This window comes from Sphingobacterium chuzhouense, assembly GCF_014692525.1.
Taxonomy (GTDB): Bacteria; Bacteroidota; Bacteroidia; order Sphingobacteriales; family Sphingobacteriaceae; genus Sphingobacterium; species Sphingobacterium chuzhouense.
In genome coordinates, this window is sequence record NZ_JACNYL010000002.1 from 433,230 (window position 1) to 452,113 (window position 18,884).

Annotated in this window: 17 protein-coding genes, 1 other RNA gene and 1 riboswitch; of the genes, 6 read left to right on the forward strand and 12 right to left on the reverse strand. The window is 41.6% G+C overall.

Annotation, left to right across the window (positions count from 1 at the left end; genetic code table 11):
* Positions 1 to 93: 93 nt before the first annotated feature.
* From H8B21_RS08185 to H8B21_RS20575, 4 genes are all read left to right on the forward strand, one after another.
* Positions 94 to 2,271, forward strand: a complete 2,178-nt coding sequence (locus H8B21_RS08185; protein ID WP_190313299.1) for an SH3 domain-containing protein — start codon at positions 94 to 96, stop codon at positions 2,269 to 2,271.
* Between the two features lie 591 nt (positions 2,272 to 2,862).
* Complete coding sequence (locus H8B21_RS08190; RefSeq protein ID WP_190313300.1) at positions 2,863 to 3,642, forward strand: hypothetical protein; 780 nt, start codon at positions 2,863 to 2,865, stop codon at positions 3,640 to 3,642.
* Positions 3,643 to 3,654: 12 nt separating this feature from the next.
* The gene (locus H8B21_RS08195) at positions 3,655 to 4,014 is read left to right on the forward strand and encodes a carboxypeptidase-like regulatory domain-containing protein (RefSeq protein WP_190313301.1); all 360 of its coding nucleotides are present in this window, start codon (positions 3,655 to 3,657) and stop codon (positions 4,012 to 4,014) included.
* A 52-nt stretch (positions 4,015 to 4,066) separates the two neighbouring features.
* On the forward strand, positions 4,067 to 4,288 hold the full coding sequence (locus tag H8B21_RS20575; protein ID WP_223814914.1) for a hypothetical protein: 222 nt from the start codon (positions 4,067 to 4,069) through the stop codon (positions 4,286 to 4,288).
* A 354-nt stretch (positions 4,289 to 4,642) separates the two neighbouring features.
* Here the strand turns inward: H8B21_RS20575 and ssrA are convergent.
* Positions 4,643 to 5,010: a transfer-messenger RNA gene (gene ssrA / locus H8B21_RS08200) on the reverse strand.
* 93 nt (positions 5,011 to 5,103) lie between these two features.
* On the opposite strand from ssrA, the gene H8B21_RS08205 reads away from it, so the two are divergent.
* The gene (locus H8B21_RS08205; protein WP_190313302.1) at positions 5,104 to 5,952 is read left to right on the forward strand and encodes a hypothetical protein; all 849 of its coding nucleotides are present in this window, start codon (positions 5,104 to 5,106) and stop codon (positions 5,950 to 5,952) included.
* Between the two features lie 42 nt (positions 5,953 to 5,994).
* On the opposite strand, the gene H8B21_RS08210 is transcribed toward H8B21_RS08205, so the two are convergent.
* On the reverse strand, positions 5,995 to 6,909 hold the full coding sequence (locus tag H8B21_RS08210) for a cysteine hydrolase family protein (RefSeq protein WP_190313303.1): 915 nt from the start codon (positions 6,907 to 6,909) through the stop codon (positions 5,995 to 5,997).
* 72 nt (positions 6,910 to 6,981) lie between these two features.
* Between H8B21_RS08210 and H8B21_RS08215 the strand changes: the two genes are divergently transcribed.
* A complete protein-coding gene (locus H8B21_RS08215) occupies positions 6,982 to 7,506 on the forward strand; it encodes a DinB family protein (protein WP_190313304.1) in 525 nt (174 codons plus the stop codon).
* Positions 7,507 to 7,517: 11 nt separating this feature from the next.
* Here the strand turns inward: H8B21_RS08215 and H8B21_RS08220 are convergent, their stop codons facing one another.
* The 10 genes from H8B21_RS08220 to H8B21_RS08265 form a co-directional block, all read right to left on the reverse strand.
* Positions 7,518 to 8,606: an MBL fold metallo-hydrolase gene (locus H8B21_RS08220; RefSeq protein ID WP_190313305.1), complete on the reverse strand. Its 1,089-nt coding sequence runs from the start codon at positions 8,604 to 8,606 to the stop codon at positions 7,518 to 7,520.
* A gap of 80 nt (positions 8,607 to 8,686) precedes the next feature.
* On the reverse strand, positions 8,687 to 9,397 hold the full coding sequence (locus H8B21_RS08225) for a HesA/MoeB/ThiF family protein (RefSeq protein ID WP_190313306.1): 711 nt from the start codon (positions 9,395 to 9,397) through the stop codon (positions 8,687 to 8,689).
* A gap of 13 nt (positions 9,398 to 9,410) precedes the next feature.
* The gene (gene thiH / locus H8B21_RS08230; protein WP_190313307.1) at positions 9,411 to 10,520 is read right to left on the reverse strand and encodes a 2-iminoacetate synthase ThiH; all 1,110 of its coding nucleotides are present in this window, start codon (positions 10,518 to 10,520) and stop codon (positions 9,411 to 9,413) included.
* Positions 10,521 to 10,532: 12 nt separating this feature from the next.
* Positions 10,533 to 11,303, reverse strand: a complete 771-nt coding sequence (locus H8B21_RS08235; protein WP_223814915.1) for a thiazole synthase — start codon at positions 11,301 to 11,303, stop codon at positions 10,533 to 10,535.
* On the reverse strand, positions 11,300 to 11,920 hold the full coding sequence (gene thiE / locus H8B21_RS08240; RefSeq protein ID WP_190313308.1) for a thiamine phosphate synthase: 621 nt from the start codon (positions 11,918 to 11,920) through the stop codon (positions 11,300 to 11,302). Before thiE ends, H8B21_RS08235 begins: the two co-directional genes overlap by 4 nt.
* Positions 11,907 to 12,650: a hydroxymethylpyrimidine/phosphomethylpyrimidine kinase gene (locus tag H8B21_RS08245; RefSeq protein ID WP_190313309.1), complete on the reverse strand. Its 744-nt coding sequence runs from the start codon at positions 12,648 to 12,650 to the stop codon at positions 11,907 to 11,909. Before H8B21_RS08245 ends, thiE begins: the two co-directional genes overlap by 14 nt.
* Positions 12,650 to 13,243 (reverse strand): thiamine phosphate synthase, encoded by a 594-nt coding sequence (locus H8B21_RS08250; protein WP_190313310.1) that lies wholly within the window; start codon positions 13,241 to 13,243, stop codon positions 12,650 to 12,652. The genes H8B21_RS08245 and H8B21_RS08250 overlap by 1 nt, the downstream gene beginning before the upstream one ends.
* On the reverse strand, positions 13,240 to 15,054 hold the full coding sequence (gene thiC / locus H8B21_RS08255) for a phosphomethylpyrimidine synthase ThiC (RefSeq protein ID WP_190313311.1): 1,815 nt from the start codon (positions 15,052 to 15,054) through the stop codon (positions 13,240 to 13,242). Before thiC ends, H8B21_RS08250 begins: the two co-directional genes overlap by 4 nt.
* Positions 15,055 to 15,082: 28 nt before the next feature.
* Entirely contained in the window at positions 15,083 to 15,289 is a 207-nt protein-coding gene (thiS, locus tag H8B21_RS08260; RefSeq protein WP_190313312.1) for a sulfur carrier protein ThiS, read from the reverse strand.
* Between the two features lie 66 nt (positions 15,290 to 15,355).
* A riboswitch (TPP riboswitch) is annotated at positions 15,356 to 15,452 on the reverse strand.
* A 1-nt stretch (position 15,453) separates the two neighbouring features.
* Positions 15,454 to 18,819 (reverse strand): DEAD/DEAH box helicase, encoded by a 3,366-nt coding sequence (locus tag H8B21_RS08265; protein WP_190313313.1) that lies wholly within the window; start codon positions 18,817 to 18,819, stop codon positions 15,454 to 15,456.
* Positions 18,820 to 18,884: the final 65 nt, after the last annotated feature.

Genomic DNA, 18,884 nt, shown 5'->3' on the forward strand with positions numbered 1-18,884 from the left:
ATCCCTAAATTCCGGTAGTTTTGAAGCGGAATGTTAGAAATACCGGAAAAAAGGGATTGTATTGGTCCACAAGTATCTATACTTTTGAGGGTAATGCAAAAGCTCAATATCAAAAACAACAGCGCGCTGGCAGCACCTTTCATCCTCTTAATAGGATATATACTGGATAATGTATATATGCTGGGTGAAATACTGCTTTCGTCATCAGAAATGGGAGCTAACTATAGTTTTATACCTAAATGGATTATTCCGGATGTACTGGGTATGCTTGTCGAATGGCTGGTTCTTTACGTTTGTGTACAACGTTCGCTGAAGAAAGGAACATTAAAGCTGACTACAAATAAGCAGCTAATAGGGTTTGGTAGCCTTTTGTTTCTGATAAGAATTACGGCTGGCCGATTATTCTTTCTCATCTCTTACTACGGATTAACACCATTTATCTTTGGGGACAACAGACCCTTCGGCACACTTTCGGAATTTGCGAGTACAATCCTGATCAATGGTTTTCTTTTGTTGGCCACCTTGATTTCATTTACCTTAAGCCGTTTCGCTTATCGCCTAATGTTACGTCGACTATCGCATAGCCAGTGCATCATAAAAGAACATAAGGCAGAAAAGGCGGATATGTTCCTGTATGCGCTAGTTTCAGCTATTGTCGCATTGACTTTAGTTTATATCGTAGCAATAAACGAGGAGAACCACATGCACATTTCTACTGATATTGCGCTCCATGTAGGTACGCAACTGGCCAGCAATACGTTATTATGCGTTTTCTTGATTATACCTTATATTATTGCCATTTTCGTGATAGGAGATCGTAAAATAAGGGGGCAAAGCTGGTCTTTTGTAGCTTGTGGAACGGCGGCGGGCATACTGAGTACGCTATTTACGTATAGTCTCACGAATTACCTCTTTTTGGAATCTTTAGGATACCACGGTTTACTTTTTACTATAGGTTCGTTGGTTTGCGTATACCAGATCGGTTTTTTCCTCTGCACTTTCATAATTCGTATCATATTCAAAAAACGAATGGTCAATAGGTCGTTATTTCACGTCTTAATACTTATTATATTACCTTCCTTTTTCGGCCTTACCGTCCAAGCACAGGAAAAAAAAGTCTCTTGGGATGATTATATATATACTTCGGCATGGGGATACCTCTACTCCGATGCTAGTGAGCGCTCACAGCGTTTGGGGGTATTTGCAACCCATGCAGCCATTATCGTACTTGATTCTACGACTTCATACTATCACGTAATGGTTTCAAACGGCGATATCGGCTTTATCGAACGGCAACCACTGGTCGGTCGGCTATTCGCCAGTAAATACTACGGCGAACCTTCGGAATATTTTTACCGTGGCAAAGAGGGTTTTCAGTCTCCACATCGGTATGTACAGGTTGCGGAGCTGCGTGTGCGAAGCGGACCATCGATCGAATGCAACATAGTGGGCAAGGTGGCTATTAACGAAATGGCATTCTTCGATTACTGGCCATTATATGAAGATGGATGGGTATATTTTGGTGACACACGACACCGGGAACCGAAATATATACAGGCCAAATATCTGGGTGTAGAGCTTAAATATGAGGATGTATGGCAAGCTTACAAGGCTGTAGAAGGCAAAGATTTACAACGGGAGCTGATCTTCGTAGGACGGCTTCGGGAGATTGCATGGAAAAATAACCATAAGCATTTACCACAAACGCTGCGTTTGTATGAAGAGGTGTATCATCGGGCAGGACAAAAAAATCCTCGGATCGATATAGAACAGGAATTACTGCTGGCCGAACAGATTGGGTTGAAACCTGATCATAGCACATACCTTCAGGAATGGATCAGGTTAGACGCGCACTATCGGATTCGTGGGACAATATTGCATGACGGAAGAATATCGGATCGACAGGCGCAGCAGATTGGCCTTAAATATGCGAAGAGTATCCCGGACGCCCCCGAGTGCGGGTGGGAGCCGTTGCATTTTTACCTAGACAAAGACGTTGTCTTAGCTTTCGAGAAGTACAATGAAGAGAAGATAGCAGGAAGCGTTTTTAGCCTAGCTCTTACAAAGGATAACGCGTGGATAGTGGGAAAAGAAATCATTGATTGCGCGTATGCTGAAAATGATTTTATCCGAAAATTCGGGCGTTTCATTGATGTAGATAGAGTATTTGCACCTCATGTTTATCGCATTATGTTGGGAGACGCAGGTTTTTATCAGATTACCTTCGAAAATGGTCGTCCGATTTTTTTCCAATGCTTTTTTTACTGCTGATCGATTCGCTAAAAACTGGATTTCACTATGGTCACAATCGATCAATATTAGCGATGCATTGTTTTCCATATTAACATTTGGCAACTTTAAGTGACAAATCATAATTTAATACCATGTATTCGGCTACAAATATCCGTAATTTGGATCATCGGGTTGATTTTTCGCTTTCTACCTTCAAACACCTTCGGAATTTCGGGCAAGGTTCAATTAATAATTGAATTTTTTCACGTCGTCATTTCTACTTTCTTTCATAATGGGTAACTGAGGATTCGGACATGTGATGTAAATCGTCGGAAGGTCGTTGCCATAGCAATTTTCAAATAAAGGTTTTGAGCGGACGAATTGAAGGATTAGTCGGTCAATCTTTCAATTAACCATTTTGATGCATAGCTGTATTTCACGCTAAGTACGACATCAGGGAGATATTCCATTTCTGTGAGATGAACAAGATCTCTACCCAGCTTGTAATAGATTATTTGGCATGCCTTTAGCAGTACTTTCTACATTGATCAAAAATGTTAATAGGCTTGTATACGAAAAACGAAATTTTTCAACTTTTATAAACACTATATATTTAACAACATTCCGAAAATGAAAATTGTATCTTCTAAAAGTAACTCGATATTAGCGTTATTATTTATTGGTCTGATTTCCTGTGAGCAGAATCTAAAAAACAATCAGGATAAGCAATCAACAGAAATTATCGAACCAAGCAAGAAAGAAAACGTTACTGTTGTTAAACCTGATCCACCCATCATTAATATAGAAATTGAAAAAATAAATAAGGATCAGTTCTCTTCCGCCAAACAACAGGAGAAGTTCAGCAAACCTGCAGAAAAAGTCATTGATTACAAGACCGTACAAAAACAATTGGCCGGCATTGTAGATTTTTACGAAGCGGACGGCTATCTGGGTATCAATAAAATAAATTTCAGGAACGGCGCTTTGGTTGAAGACGAGGAACAGTTGCGGGAATGTTCCTTTGTGGCTTATTTTCCGGCTGATGACATCCTGCTCTTAGAAGGCGGACATACTACCGATGTAAGTTTTAATTTAGGCACAGGGCAAAGTACCTATGATGCCGGTAATCCAGGTACTGCAACAGTATCTCCACGTGGTGAATACAGATTGAACAGGGTTTTTGAAGGACAACAATGTTTTGAACATTTCATCCAGAAAAAGCAAAGGGGTAAGTTTCAAAAAATAGCCGGGTTAAATGAAATCTTTGAAAAGAAAACCGGCAAATGGCTCTGTGTGATAGAAAAGGAATTTTGGACAGATGATCATACACTTTATTTTGGATTGGTCGCCGAATACAAGGACGATGGCAATGAATATGAATATTATAAGGTAAAAATAACGGACAAGTAAAAAGAGCATTCAATGAAATATATGTTTTACACCTTACTATTGACTCTATTATCCTGTAAAACAGCAAATAACTTTTACCAGGGAAAGGTCATGGACGAAAACGGCAAATCTCTTGAAGGCGTAACCGTAATGGAGGAGAACAGGAAGGTGAAACAGACCTGGACAGATCAAACAGGATATTTTAAATTAGACCGAAGCCCCGATTGGCTGGGCACATTGGTATTTATAAAAGAAGGATATGAAACAGACACTATTCCATCCGTCAGGCGACAGGCTGGCGAAAAAGTCAGATATAACTTTATTGAAAATGATACTACGATAGTCCGGCTGAAAGCCGTCAAAAGAACTGATATGGATTTGAGCTGGAAGTGAGAGAAGACTTTAATGAAACACCCGAGCGGATAAAAAGATCAAAGGAAGCACATTGACTTTTAGCAATACAAAAAATGAAGATTTCAAACAGGAATTTGGAGATGGTAGATCAGCTATTCAGAATTTAAAAATTACCAACTCAAAATGGCGCTTAAGAGACGGAGTATTGTATTTGAATTTTGATTACAGCGATTATTCCGGACAACATACAATGGAAAACACTTACATTATAGTAAGAAAAGAGCAAGAACTGATTTTAAAAATAGCAAAATGAAAAATCTATTCATCCTATCTGTTGTGGTAGCCTATCAAAGTGGCGACTATGAGCTGTTCACATACTTGATTACAGTCAATAAATAAAATTATAGACAGGATGGAAATAGCGTATGACGAAACTGCCGAATCGGCATTTATGAAAACGAGTACAATCGAAAAAGATAAAATTGCGCTGACATGAAACTAAAACATACATTGTACATCCATTTCTTGGAGATGGGTGGCTTCGAACCTGTACGATTTTACTCTCATCAAAACCGATTTTTCCAGTTTGGAAATGAAAAGTGCCACGTAATTGCCACGATATAATATCTAATTGCAAAAAGGGCCAAAATTGCCCTTTTCTTGCTTTTAGTGGAGCCGGAGGGATTCGAACCCTCGTCCAAACATAGTATGATTTACGCTTTCTACATGCTTAGTTTCTCTTTAGTTGTCGGGAGAGGGAAGGTGAGAAACTTACCTATACCGTTCTCCGTAGTTGCTGTATCTCGCAAGTGCTTAGCAACATCACACTTGCCAGTTCTATAGTTCGATGCCCCTGATGTTAGACCAAAGAACAGGATCTAACGGGACAAATAGCTATGTTAAGTCTAACTTAAGCAGCTAAGGCGTAGTTTTCTTCGCCAATTATAAAGTTGAAAGTTCAGATTAAAGTGCTAGACTAACAATGCACTGCATGCTTACATAACCATCGCTATCCTGTCAATTCCGGTCGACCCCATGATTATATAATTTACAAAATTACGAAAAATTATTTGTTTTCGTTATATTTAGAACGGAAACAGATAATTTAGTTTATTTAAACATATCTTCATGGCTACAGAAAAGAAATCAAATCCGGAGAATGAACCGCTTAAAGAAACAGCGGCGTCATCGGTAAAACCTACAGCAACCGTAGATAAGACCACCGTTGCTAAACCCGCTACGGCGAGCAAACCGAAGACAGCTTCTGCAAAAAAAACTGCAGCGCCAAAAACTGATAGCGCAGCGAAGCCTGCGGCTACACCCGCTAAACCAGCTACCACTAGCAAACCAAAAGCAGCTTCTGCAACGAAAACTGCAGCGCCAAAAACCAATAGTGCAGCAAAGCCTGCGGCTACCGCAGCAAGCAAGGCTACACCCGCTAAGCCAGCTACCGCTAGCAAGCCAAAAGCAACTTCTGCAACGAAAACTGCAGTGCCAAAAACCGATAGTGCAGCGAAGCCTGCGGCTACCGTAGCAAGCGAGACTGTACCCGCTAAGCCAGCTACCGCTAACAAGCCAAAAGCAGCTTCTGCAACAAAGACCGTAGCACCAAAAACCGATAGTGCAATTAAAGATACCCCTAAGTTAAAAAAGGGTTCTACATCTTCGTCAACTGAAAAAAGTGGACAGAAAAAGCAAAAATCGGCCGACGCCAAGAAACTTGTTAAAGAGGCATCTTATAAAAGTGAAATAAAAGAGCAAGTGAAGCCTGGCAAAAAGAAGGAAAAGGATAAAGAGGAAAAGAAGAAAGACAGCAAAAAGACCAAGCCAAAGTCTAAAAAGACGGTTGATAAGAAGACAAAGGTAAAAGACGAAAAACCACTTGGTGGACTCAAGAAAAAATTAAGAAAGCTGATTGAAGACGTCCTGGATAAAAAAGAAAAAAAAGCAACAAAAGGAAAGAAAAAAAAGAAATAGAAATTTGCAGAATAGCCACGATTTAAATTGTGGCTATTCTTATCATATCGCTACTTCCGTAGATTTTCTGATCTGAATGCCATACGTATCCTTTAGTTCTTCAAACCGCTGTCGTGTACTGTTTTCAAAACCCGTTATCGGAGACATACAGTCTTCCAACACCGTAATACGCGACGTAATCGATCTATCGGTTGCATAATGCTCCAAAATTTGTTCCACAGAAGCTAACACGCAGTGGCTCGAAGCCTCGCCAGCGATAAAAATAGCATCATACGCACGGATGGCGTTAAGCACTGTATGGTTTACAAAGTGTTCCTCGTCGTATTCCGCTTTGATGATGCCATACATTTCGGTATATGGATTTTGTCCTTTATAAACCAATTTAGGCTTAGCGTTACGTGCTGCTGCATGAAAATATAACATCTTTGTAAACTCGGACTCGAGTTTCGCACCCGATGTACCCTCTAGGCAATGATACGGCCAGATGCAAAGTTGCTTTTTACCCTCAAATTCCAGGTTACGCAAGTATTCTAAAGAACGTCCCGTCTCTCCATTGGCTACTGTCCAGACTCCGTTTACAACATCATGATAGCTGATAATTGTAAAAGGTGCTGGATGCTTCCCCTCCTCATCCAACCACCAAACCGGGTGAAAAATTTGCATCATCGAATGGCAATCCAGACTGCAAATCACTCCGGTCAACGATTTGAGATTATGGTACATCCATTTCGTTAGACGTCGTACATCTCCTTTCGAGCCTGCTACACCCAGACTGCCTATGCCTTCCATAAAATCATTTTGCACATCGATAGCTAAAAGTAAACTTCGTTTTACATCTTGCGAAGCAGGTGCGATATGTTCACGTTGCGCTAACGCCAAGATATCTGCTATATTTTCTCTACTAACAAATGAAGCGATGTGATTGGTGTTAACAATATTTTCATATGGTGTTTTCATCCTAGTTTATTTTATACGTGAGCTGTTCAATTTTAATGGCTATCTTGAGGTATTAAAAATACTTATAATAACATGAACAACAAACCATCAGTGGAAGTTTGGATGCGCGGACCAATTGAAGAAGTTCCCGCATTATTGCAACCGGTCGCCCATGCGCTACTTCAAGTGCAAGAAGATTCTATCCGGTACACGCAGAAGCTAAAAGATGAAGATATCTGGATCCGTCCTTATGGATTAGCCAATATCGCCTTTCATATTCAACACATGACAGGGGTAATCGATCGGATGTTTACCTACGCTGACGAGCGCAGTTTGTCCGAAGAACAATTTGATTTTCTTTCGAAAGAAGGCCAACAGGATACCCGCGCCTCCCTTTCGCGTCTTCTGGTAACTTTACAAAACCAGATCGATCAATCCATTATATATTTAAAAAAGGTGGATCCGTTAACTTTGGGAGATACCCGATATCTCGGTCGGAAACGTATTCCCACCACGTTGATCGGATTGCTTTTTCATGCAGCGGAACACGCACAACGACATATCGGACAACTACTCGTAACCGCCCGTCATTTAGAATATAGCGGAAACATCCCTTAGATTTCCGGAAGCTACCGAATCCCCTCCCACCAAGCGCTATTCGATGCAATACTGTCCATATAAACCACCTGCCCTATCTGTGGAGTAATGACATCCACATCGCTTTCCTGAGCTGCTTTGGTAATTCTGATCAGCGGTTCATCCCAAGGGTGGTTCGCAAGTGGAAATTTTGCAGAATGAACAGGAATTACATAAGCCGCTTGCAGTTCCTGTGTCGCTGTGACGACCTCTTCAGGCATCATGTGGATATTATGCCACATTTCATTGTACTGCCCGTTTTCCAAAATCGCAAAGTCGAATGGTCCGTATTGCTGCCCAATATTTTTAAAATGCTTACCATAACCACTATCTCCACCCAAGAATAACTTTTTAGATCCATTCAGGACGAATGATGACCAAAGCGTCGTATTCCTTTTAAACGTACGGCCCGAAAAGTGTCTTGCTGTAGTGGAAGTAATCTGCATACCTTCAAGTTCAACGCTATCTCCCCAATATAATTCCGTAATCTGATGGGTTGGATAGCCCCATTTTTCCAAGTGTGCTCCTACCCCTAGACCAGTGACGATATGTTTAACTTTATGCTTAAGCTTCATAAACGTATTGTAATCCAAATGATCCCAATGATCATGTGTAATAAAAAGTATATCTATTTCCGGCATATCCTGAACCGTGTAGTTATACGTACTATTGAAAGCACGCACATTAATACGTATAGGAGTAGCGTATTTGCTAAATACAGGGTCTACTAAAATTTTCTTTCCATCGAGTTGGATAAAATACGAGGAATGCCCAAACCATACGTAAAGGTTACTGTCCGCAGGAAGAGTGTGCAAGTCAGTTTTGACGACAGGTATGGAATCCTGCGGTACATTGCGTACCTTTTTGGTAAAGAAGAATGCTCTGATAATATCCCGATAAGTAACTCCTTCTGCTAGTGCCGGCGTAGGTTCTAAGTTATCAAACGCACCGTTTTGATAATTGGGTTTGCTTTCCATCAGCGCAAGACGATTCCCGGTAGCATTTGCACCGAAGCGATCATGGCGCAGGTATATAAGTCCACCGATAACGATCAGTATAATGAGGACAAGTAGAATCTGCATACTTCGAATTAAAAACTTTTTCATTGATGCAGCCAAAATTAATGGAATATGTCTCATCTAAAAGTCATAATCCGGGGACATCAAAATGTAATTGTCATAAAATTCCAGTTTAATGTATCGACAATAGTTAGTTGATTGGTCACTATGGGTAAGCCCGTAATCACCTTAAGTACCTGCATGGCCATCATCGTACCAACGATGCCAGGAAGCGGGCCCAATACACCATTCCGATCACAATTAGGCACATCTTCGGGATTAGGAGCCTCCGGAAACAGATCCCGGAGATTTTTGCTCCCCTGAAAATTAAAAACAGCGACCTGTCCTTCAAAAGCGAAAATGCTACCGTAAACTAGTGGTTTATTCAACGTTACACACGCATCATTCACGATATAGCGCGTTGTAAAATTATCAGAACCGTCCACCACAATATCGTAATCACGGATGACATCCTGGACATTTTCGGCGTCTATTTTTTGACAGACCGGAACAAAGGTAATTTGGCTATTGAGCGCCTTTACAAAATGTGCAGCACTTTCCGTCTTGGATTTCCCAACTGCATTTTCCCGATGGATAACCTGCCTATTGAGGTTATGTACCTCTACTTCATCAAAATCAACAACCGCCAATTTCCCAATACCGGCAGCCGCTAAATACTGTAAGACCGGGCTGCCCAATCCTCCTGCGCCGACGACGAGAACCTTGGCATTGCCAATCTTCCGCTGGCCTTCTACACCTACCTCCTCGATAAATATCTGTCTGCTGTATCGGTTAAATATATCGTTTGTCTGCATCTATTTTATCTTTTTACCAATATGTATCCCAATCTTTCATAACCGGCTCATATCCTGCCTGATAAATAACCTTCCGCACTTCGTCCATACTACGTTCGTCGCTGATTTCGAACTGTTCCAAAGATTGCGGATCCACTACATATCCTCCTGGATTAGTTTTCGATGCCGCACTCATCGTCGTAGCACCGAGCGAGATGATGTGATTTCGGAATTTTTCATGCTCCCGGGTAGAAATGGAAATTTCCAAATCTGCGTTCCAGATCCTATAGGCACAGATTAGCTGCAATAAATCCCGATCTTCCATGATAAAGTTCGGTTCGATAATACCTTCGGCCGGTCGCAGACGCGGAAAAGAAACAGAATATTTCGTCTGCCAATACGTTTTTTGTAGGTAGTCGATATGCAGGGCGTTGAAAAAACTGTCCACACGCCAATCTTCTAAACCCAACAAAACGCCCAAGCCTATTTTATGTAATCCCGCCTGCCCTATCCTATCGGGTGTATCCAGGCGGAATGCAAAGTTTGATTTTTTACCTTTCGGGTGATAGCGCTTATATACGTCTTCATGGTACGTTTCCTGGTACACAAGCACGGCGTGCACGCCAGCTTCATGCAAAGCTTCATATTCTTCTCGAGATAAAGGTTGCACTTCGATGGAGATATGTGCAAAAAGTGGGCGTAACAGCTTTATTGCCTTGAGAAAATAATCTATACCCACCGTTTTATTCGCTTCGCCGCTGACTAAGAGGACATGATTTACACCCATGGCTTTCAGCGCGGCGGCCTCTTGCATAATCTCGATACTGCTCAGGGTTCTGCGTTTAATCTGGTTATCCATACTAAAACCACAATACGTACAGATATTCTGACATTCATTGCTCAGATACAGCGGCGCATACAGTTGTATGGTTTTTCCAAATCTCTTTTGAGTGAGCTGCTGCGTCAACTGTGCCATCTCTTCCAGCGAATCATTCGCCGCAGGCGATAACAGCACTAAAAAATCATCTATTGTTTTTTTAGTCTTGTGAAGACTGCGCTGTACATCTGTTTTACCAACACTGTAGATGCGGTCGTGAACGGAAGTCCAGCTATATTGATGAAATGTATTTTCAAATGATTGCATTTTCTTTGTTATTTAATCCAGCAAAAAATCCGTCAAAGGGCTTGATGCCACGGCAACTGCATTCGACGCCGCCAGACCAGCTTCATAAGCCCTTCGTCCGGCAACGACCGCTTCTTTAAATGCTACAGCCATCGCCATCGGATCTTTTGCAACTGCAATAGCTGTATTGACCAGAACCGCATCCGCTCCAATCTCCATTGCTTTCGCTGCATCCGAAGGCGCACCGATGCCCGCATCGATGACTACGGGAACGTTGCTTTGTTCAATAATGATCTCCAAAAAATCTAAGGTCAACAGACCTTTGTTACTGCCAATCGGGGCACCCAGCGGCATCACTACGGCTGTACCCACATCTTCTAATCTTTTGCATAATACAGGATCAGCATGGATATAAGGCATCACAACAAAACCGTCCTTTGCTAACCGTTCGGTAGCCCTGAGCGTTTCTATCGGATCAGGCAGCAAGTATCTTGGATCGGGATGGATTTCCAACTTTACCCAATTGGTTTCTAAGGCCTCTCTAGCCAGCTGTGCTGCCAAGATAGCTTCTTCGGCATTCCTCGCACCCGAGGTATTCGGCAATAGATTAATATCGGGAATTTGTAAGGCCTGTAGCAAATCATCCGAATCCGACTGTAAATCCACACGCTTCAAGGCCATAGTTACCAATTCCGATCCGGAACTGCGGACGGCTTCCGTCATTTCTTCTAACCTACCAAATTTCCCTGTTCCCAAAAAAAGTCTGGAGTTAAATGTTTTATCTGCTATCGTTAATATCTTCATTCCAATATTTTTTTAAAATCAGAAACAATCGTCGGCCTCTCTGCTATGGCCTTAGATACCGCAACACCGTAAATTCCTTCCGCTAACAACGATTGGATATCGGCTAAGCCAACGCCTCCGATTGCATAAATTGGCGGATAATGTATGTCTTGATTTTTTAGATATTGAATTATATTCCGATATCCCTCAAGACCTAAAATCGGGCTTAGCTTCTCCTTGGTGTTCGTTGCGCGATATGGACCTAAACCGATATAATCGCATCCCTCATGTATTCTTTTTGTAACATCTGTTATCGTATTGGCGGTGCCGCCGATAATCTTGCCTTGTCCTAAAACTTTTCGTGCCTTTTCAATCCCCTCGTCATCCAATCCCAGATGTACACCGTCAGCATCAATCTGCTTGGCAACAGCAATGCTATCATTAATAATAAAGATAGCCTGGTAATTCTGGCATTGTCGTCTTACTCGTTCAGCGAGCTTTAGGCGCTCTTCGTCTGTAGCCATTTTCCAGCGAAGCTGGATCCAATCAGCACCATGATCCAATGCTTGCCGAATATTATATGCTTGTTCTTTAGCAGTTATGCCCTGTGATATATATTGTAGTTTACTTATTTTCATAATGAAATCCTAATAGTGATGAATGACTGTTTAAAAATCGTTCTGTATACACTTTCGCTTTACGACATGCTTCTTCCAACCCATTCCCCCATGCAATATAGGCGGCGACGGCCGAGGAAAGCACGCAACCCGATCCGTGTTTGGGATAAATTTTCGGCGCATGTGGATGAATTTCGCTTACAGCAGTACCCTGCCTCAAAACATCCATTCCTGTATGATCATCGCGATGCCCTCCTTTTATAAGGAGCGCATTTGAAAAATCATTTTTAAAATACGGTTCTAAGATCTGGTATTCATCAAAATTAGGGGTAATCAAATCAATATGGTTGATAACAGCAGCTAAGGAACGTCCGCCATCTTCCTGAAAAAATACCGCCCCCGATGAACTTTTAAGAACAGGGTCCCAAATAATAAAAACACCGGGGTTACATGCACGTACACACGTCAAAATATCCTCTAAAAATGCGACGTTTTTTATAATCCCAATTTTCACGACGGTAATCATATAACGTTGCATCAGCACTTCAATTCCCCTTCGTATCACCTTGATATCTAGCCAATCTACATACGAAAGTGTATTTTCAGTTTGTATCGTATTTGCCGTGATGATAGCCATGCCCTGTACTTCAAGCTGTTCAAAAGTCTTGATATCCGCCAGAACACCTGCACCACCCGAAGGATCGAATCCCGCTATGCTCAATACAATCGGTCTATTTTTTTGTCTACCCATTAGTTAGGTGAAAAATTGTTATTATTTATCTTATCAAATACCTGTATCGGTTTCGGACTGTTCCAAACAGCGCCTAATAAGGCGATGGCATCTGCTCCTGCTGTAAAAACTTCGGTATAATTAAGTTCATTTATACCTCCTAATCCAACGAGTCGCACATCTGAATTACACCGCAGACACAAATCATCCAAAACCGTGTCGGTTATGCCATATCCTTTTTTTGAAATACTAGGAAAAACCGGCGACAAAAAAGCATAATCCCATATCGCATCCAAAGTATTAAACGTTGATATGGCATGGACCGAAGTAGATAAGGTAAAACCAGTCATGAACGCTTCTTGTTTATGCTGTTTCCGATCCTCTTCTCTAATATGCAGGCGTTCAATTCCCAATTCATTTGCCAAATGAAAATGGGAGTGTAGTACCAATTGCTTCCTATAAAAATGATCTATATTGTTCACATACGCCATCATCTCCGTATCGGTAAACCGATATTTACGGATATGAAACAGTGATAAACCTCTTTTAAAAAGTGCCATGACAATGGCTGATTCATCTCTTATGGGTTGCTCTGGCGATAGTAGCATAATCATAAGTAGATTTCTTTGCCTTGCTCTATAAACTCTTTAGATTTCTCTGCCATTCCCTGTTTAGCGACATCCCTTATCTCTTGTGTGATCTTCATCGAACAGAATTTCGGACCGCACATCGAACAGAAATGGGCTACCTTGGCACCATCAGCCGGCAGCGTTTCATCGTGGAATTCACGTGCAGTATCAGGATCTAGTGATAAGTTGAACTGGTCTTCCCAGCGGAACTCAAACCGGGCCTTGCTCAATGCGTTGTCCCGATACTGAGCCCCTGGATGTCCTTTTGCCAAATCTGCGGCATGGGCAGCCAATTTATAGGTGATTACACCATCTTTTACGTCTTTTTTATTTGGAAGGCCCAGATGTTCCTTTGGCGTCACATAGCATAACATGGCACAACCATACCAACCGATCATAGCAGCCCCGATAGCCGACGTGATATGGTCATATCCCGGTGCGATGTCGGTCGTCAATGGCCCTAACGTATAGAAAGGTGCTTCATCACATTCAGCAAGCTGTTTATCCATATTTTCTTTAATCATGTGCATAGGCACATGCCCCGGTCCCTCGATCATCACCTGCACATCGTGTTTCCACGCAATTTTAGTCAACTCTCCCAGCGTTTCCAGCTCAGCAAATTGGGCCGCATCGTTGGCATCCGCAATAGAACCTGGACGCAGGCCATCGCCCAGCGAAAAGGCGACATCATAGCGCTTCATGATTTCACAGATTTCTTCGAAATGCGTATATAAAAAGTTCTCTTTATGATGAAACAGGCACCATTTTGCCATGATAGATCCGCCGCGGGAAACAATACCCGTCACGCGTTCTGCCGTCAAATGAATATACCGCAGTAGGACACCAGCATGGATCGTAAAATAGGACACGCCCTGTTCCGCCTGCTCTATTAACGTATCCCTAAAGATTTCCCAAGTTAAATCTTCGGCAATGCCTTTTACTTTCTCCAACGCTTGATAAATCGGTACTGTTCCGATCGGTACGGGCGAATTTCGGATAATCCACTCTCTGGTTTCGTGTATATTTTTTCCAGTGGACAGGTCCATAATGGTATCGGCTCCCCATCGACAAGCCCATACGGCTTTTTCTACCTCCTCTTCAATACTGGAAGAAACCGCACTGTTTCCGATATTGGCATTTATCTTCACCAAAAAATTGCGACCGATGATCATGGGTTCACTTTCGGGGTGATTGATATTATTGGGAATAATAGCCCTCCCTGCGGCGATCTCATCGCGTACGAATTCCGGTGTAATTTTTTGCTTCGGGGTGCGGGCGCCAAAACTCTGCCCATCATGCTGTTGACGCATAGCTGTAGTCGCCGCTTCCAATTGCTCTATGCGCTGATTTTCGCGAATAGCGATATATTCCATTTCGGGAGTAATCATCCCTTTTCTGGCATAATGCAGCTGCGTCACATTATATCCGTCTTTGGCAACCTTTGGTTTATGGCTATATTCAAAACGTAACTCATCTAGGCTTTGGTCTGCCAATCGCGCTTTTCCGTACTCCGAACTGATACTGTCTAGTACCTGCACATCCTCTCTGTCCAGTATCCATTGTTCGCGAATTCTTGAAAGGCCTTTGCGGACATCTATTTCCGCATGTTCGTCTGTATAGGGGCCGGAGGTGTCATACACGGTTATTGGAGGATTAATCTCTAACTCTCCTGTACTCAACCTTGTTGGATGCTGCGCAATCTCGCGCATCGCTATTTTAATTGGAAAGAGTTTTCCGTCGACGTAGACTTTTTTGGAATTAGGAAACGGCTTGTGTGTGATTGTTTGCTTGTTCATAATATGCTGATTTGATAGATTTAGGAAATTAACCACCTTGCGTGGCCGTAATAATGAGAACGAAATCCCTGTCTCGCAATACGGTAGATGCCCATTGTGTTCTGGGTACGACTTGGTTATTAATGGCTACGGCGATACCTTTGGATTTGCCCGGAGCTTCTAATTGCATTAACTCCTCAAGTGAAGCCGGAGCCTCGCCAAAAAATTTTTGTTGATGATTGATGATAAGTTCCATTCCTGTTTATATTTTATTCTATAAATAAAACTTTAGGAATGGCTACGACGATGCAGAACGCACCGATGAAGACATCTTACTTTTCCCTACGCCAGTATGATCCGGATCAGGTTCAAAGGGTAAAATCTCAGTCTGCTAAACGCAGACACCCCTAAAGTGTGGGACTAAGATAATACTTTTTTGGGAATAAAACCTAATACTTCCAACAAGTCATGCTTTGATAGCCTATCTAAATAAGATTTATCGGACTTAATTAACTCATGTGCCAGCTTATTCTTTTTCTTTTGCAGATGCATGATTTTTTCCTCGACCGTATCCGAACAGATTAGCCGAACGGCTATTACATTTTTCTGTTGACCGATACGATGACTACGGTCTATAGCCTGATTTTCCACTGCAGGATTCCACCAAGGATCAACAAGATAAACATAATCCGCTTCAGTGAGGTTGAGCCCTACTCCACCCGCTTTCAGGCTGATTAGAAATACACGTACGTTCTCGTCCGTCTGAAAACGCTGTACCGAACCTCCTCTATCTTTCGTTTGTCCAGTCAAGTAGACAAACGGAATATCTTTCCGCTCCAGTTCGTCTCTAATAAGGTTCAGCATCTCCACAAACTGCGAAAAAACCAGAATTTTATGCCCTTTAGATTGGTTTTCGATTTGCTCCGTCAATACGTCGATTTTAACAGCGTTATCGCCCGAATGACCTTCCTTAACTAACACAGGAGAGTTACATATCTGACGAAGCTTAGTCAATCCCGTCAATACGTGCATACTATTTTTAAGGATTTCGGATTCATCAGTCGCCGATATAAATTCCCGTAACTCTCTTTCATATGCATCATAAATCCGGCGTTGCTCCGCATTCATTTCACAATAAATGATCATCTCCGTTTTTTCAGGCAATTCTTTTGCAACTTGTTTTTTCGTTCGGCGTAATATAAAAGGCTTGATTTTTTTTTGTAGCTCCGTGGCACGCTTACCGTATTCGAATTTATCAATCGGAAGAGCATACGTGTCTCTAAAATATTGCTTACTCCCCAGCAATCCCGGACAGGCAAACGATAGCTGCCCATAGAGATCAAATGTGTTATTCTCTATAGGTGTTCCGGTCAGTACAATCCGATTACGCGATTGCAACAGTCGGGCAGCTTTGTAGCGTTCGGAACTTGGATTCTTTATGGCTTGCGACTCATCCAGAAAGATATAATTAAAATGGAACGTTTTCAAAAAACGAATATCCGACAACAACATACCGTAACTGGTCAATACCACTTCATATTGTCCCATTTTCTCGACACCTTTATCTCTTTCCATGCCGTAGTGCAATAACGTTTTTATGGATGGCGCAAATTTAAACAGTTCTTCCTGCCAGTTGAATAGCAAAGAGGTGGGCACAATAACTAGATTAGTTGTATGTCCATATTTTTCTCTTTGCGTTAAGATAAAGGCAATAATTTGCAAGGTTTTCCCCAATCCCATATCATCCGCAAGACATCCCCCAAAATTGAAGTCATCCAAAAAGTTTAGCCATTTCAATCCCTCCCGTTGATAATCCCGCAGCTGTGCTCGCAGTGCAGCCGGAACCGGAACGTCCGGGAAGTTATTATACATAGCGAACTGCTCCTGAAAAGTTATAATTTCGGTTTGCACTTCCCGGCTTAACACTTCTTTTTCAAATAGGTTTGTTACCTCCAAAAAATTGATTTTCGGAATTCTCAATAATTCTTCATCTATCTCTCCTACTTGAAAATAACGCGAAATTTTGACTATCCATTCCTCCGGCAATATCCCGTGTGTCCCATCATCCAACTGGACAAATTTACTTTTGTTTCGAATGGCACGGTGTACTTGTTTTAAGCTGGCGTTATTTTTCCCAAAACGTACTTTTAATTTCGCATTGAACCAATCCAAACCACTGTTTACCTCTATGCTTATCTTCGCCCTATGTGGATTTAATTTATTATTCTTGAGTTCATTGAATCCTAATATGGTGACTCCTTTCGCCTGCCACACTTCAAAAGTTTCCAAAAACCAATCTTCATCCAAAAACTGGTTCTTATGCAGATAGAAATATTCACGTTCCTTCACTTGTTCCCGAAACTCCGGGTGTTGGCGCATAACGAGCAGGGTGAGGCGTTCTTCCGCTTCCTTATCACGTTCGATTTTGAATTCATTCCCATTTTGATCCGTATCAAAAAGCTGCTTTCGGGAATACACAGGAATCTCGATAGAACCGTATTTCATCGTCGGTGTAATCGAGATGTAGTTACCTTCTTGATGTAAGTATATGATAGATTCCGTTTGGAAAGTCTTTTCCGACAACTGTACCGGTGTCGCGACACGGATATAACTATAATCAATATGTAGAAGCTCCTCCAATGGGGCAAGCACCGTTTGAAGGAATTCATCGTATTTGGCAGCATGTATCAGCAGAATTTCGTTGTTCGATTTGAAGAATTTAATCACCCGAAGCATATCCGGATGGTCTACAAAATAGAAAACCTGTTGATGGTAAACAAAATAATCATGTCGAATAACCACATTACTGAACGGAAGCGACGTATCGTTGAATCGCAATTCACCCGTCACCTCATAGAACGGTTCCTTTTTAAACACCTGTAGCCGTATCTCCGCTTTTAGCACCTCCAATTCGACAGGTAATAGCGACTTCGCTTTTACAGTTTCCGAGATATCCCGATCATGGTAGTAAACCTCCAATTCCAAGGGATTCTTAACAATCTGTTTCAATGCTTCCAGCTCTGCTTCCGTATAGTGTTCACTATATTTATGCTGAAAACTCGTTATAGCGGTATAGAATTTAACCTCTTGCGGATCATCCGATTTCCAGACCAACTGCATAGGATCTACATTTGTTATCGGATTTTTGATTTTCCCGGCTTGTGTGATATTGGCTTCCATCAATAGAAAATTCAGCTGCTGGTAGTAACGATGTCTACCGATTACCAATAGCTTTCTTTTACCCGTTTCCGTTTTGTTCAAGTCTTTTAAAATCGACTGTCGCCTGGGTAACAGCATTTTTCTGAAAAGTTGTTCATCCATCGGAAGCAATTCTTTAATCTTGGTTTCGATGTGAACTTTTCCCTCCTGATAGCTCAATTGAAAATAGTCATCCAAATCAGGTTCATTTTCTAAGCCATAACTTTTTGTTTGAGTTAACATAGTTTTATACCGGAGCATCCTATCAAAGAAAATGCGGTAGTCTTTTCGTTCTAGAATACCATAGATGATTTCGGCCTGATGCGCACACAACTTCGGAGAAGGATTCTCACAAGAACATGATGATATAATAGCATGACCTACTTGGCTCACCGCAACATTTGGAAATCCTACAACATTTATTTTTGTGAATACACCCACATTTAATTCCAGCGAAACAACAGAAATATCTTGAAAATCTCGCTTGTCAATAAAATCTCCACTTGCTGTATGTTTGAGCAACTCAAACACCGAAAGACTTTCAATGTTTGTATTTGCCAGTATATACTCTTTTGGTAATCCGATCATGAAATGCAAATGAACTATATTTTGAATAAGTTAGCAAATTTTTACAAAATAGATATCCGATGTTA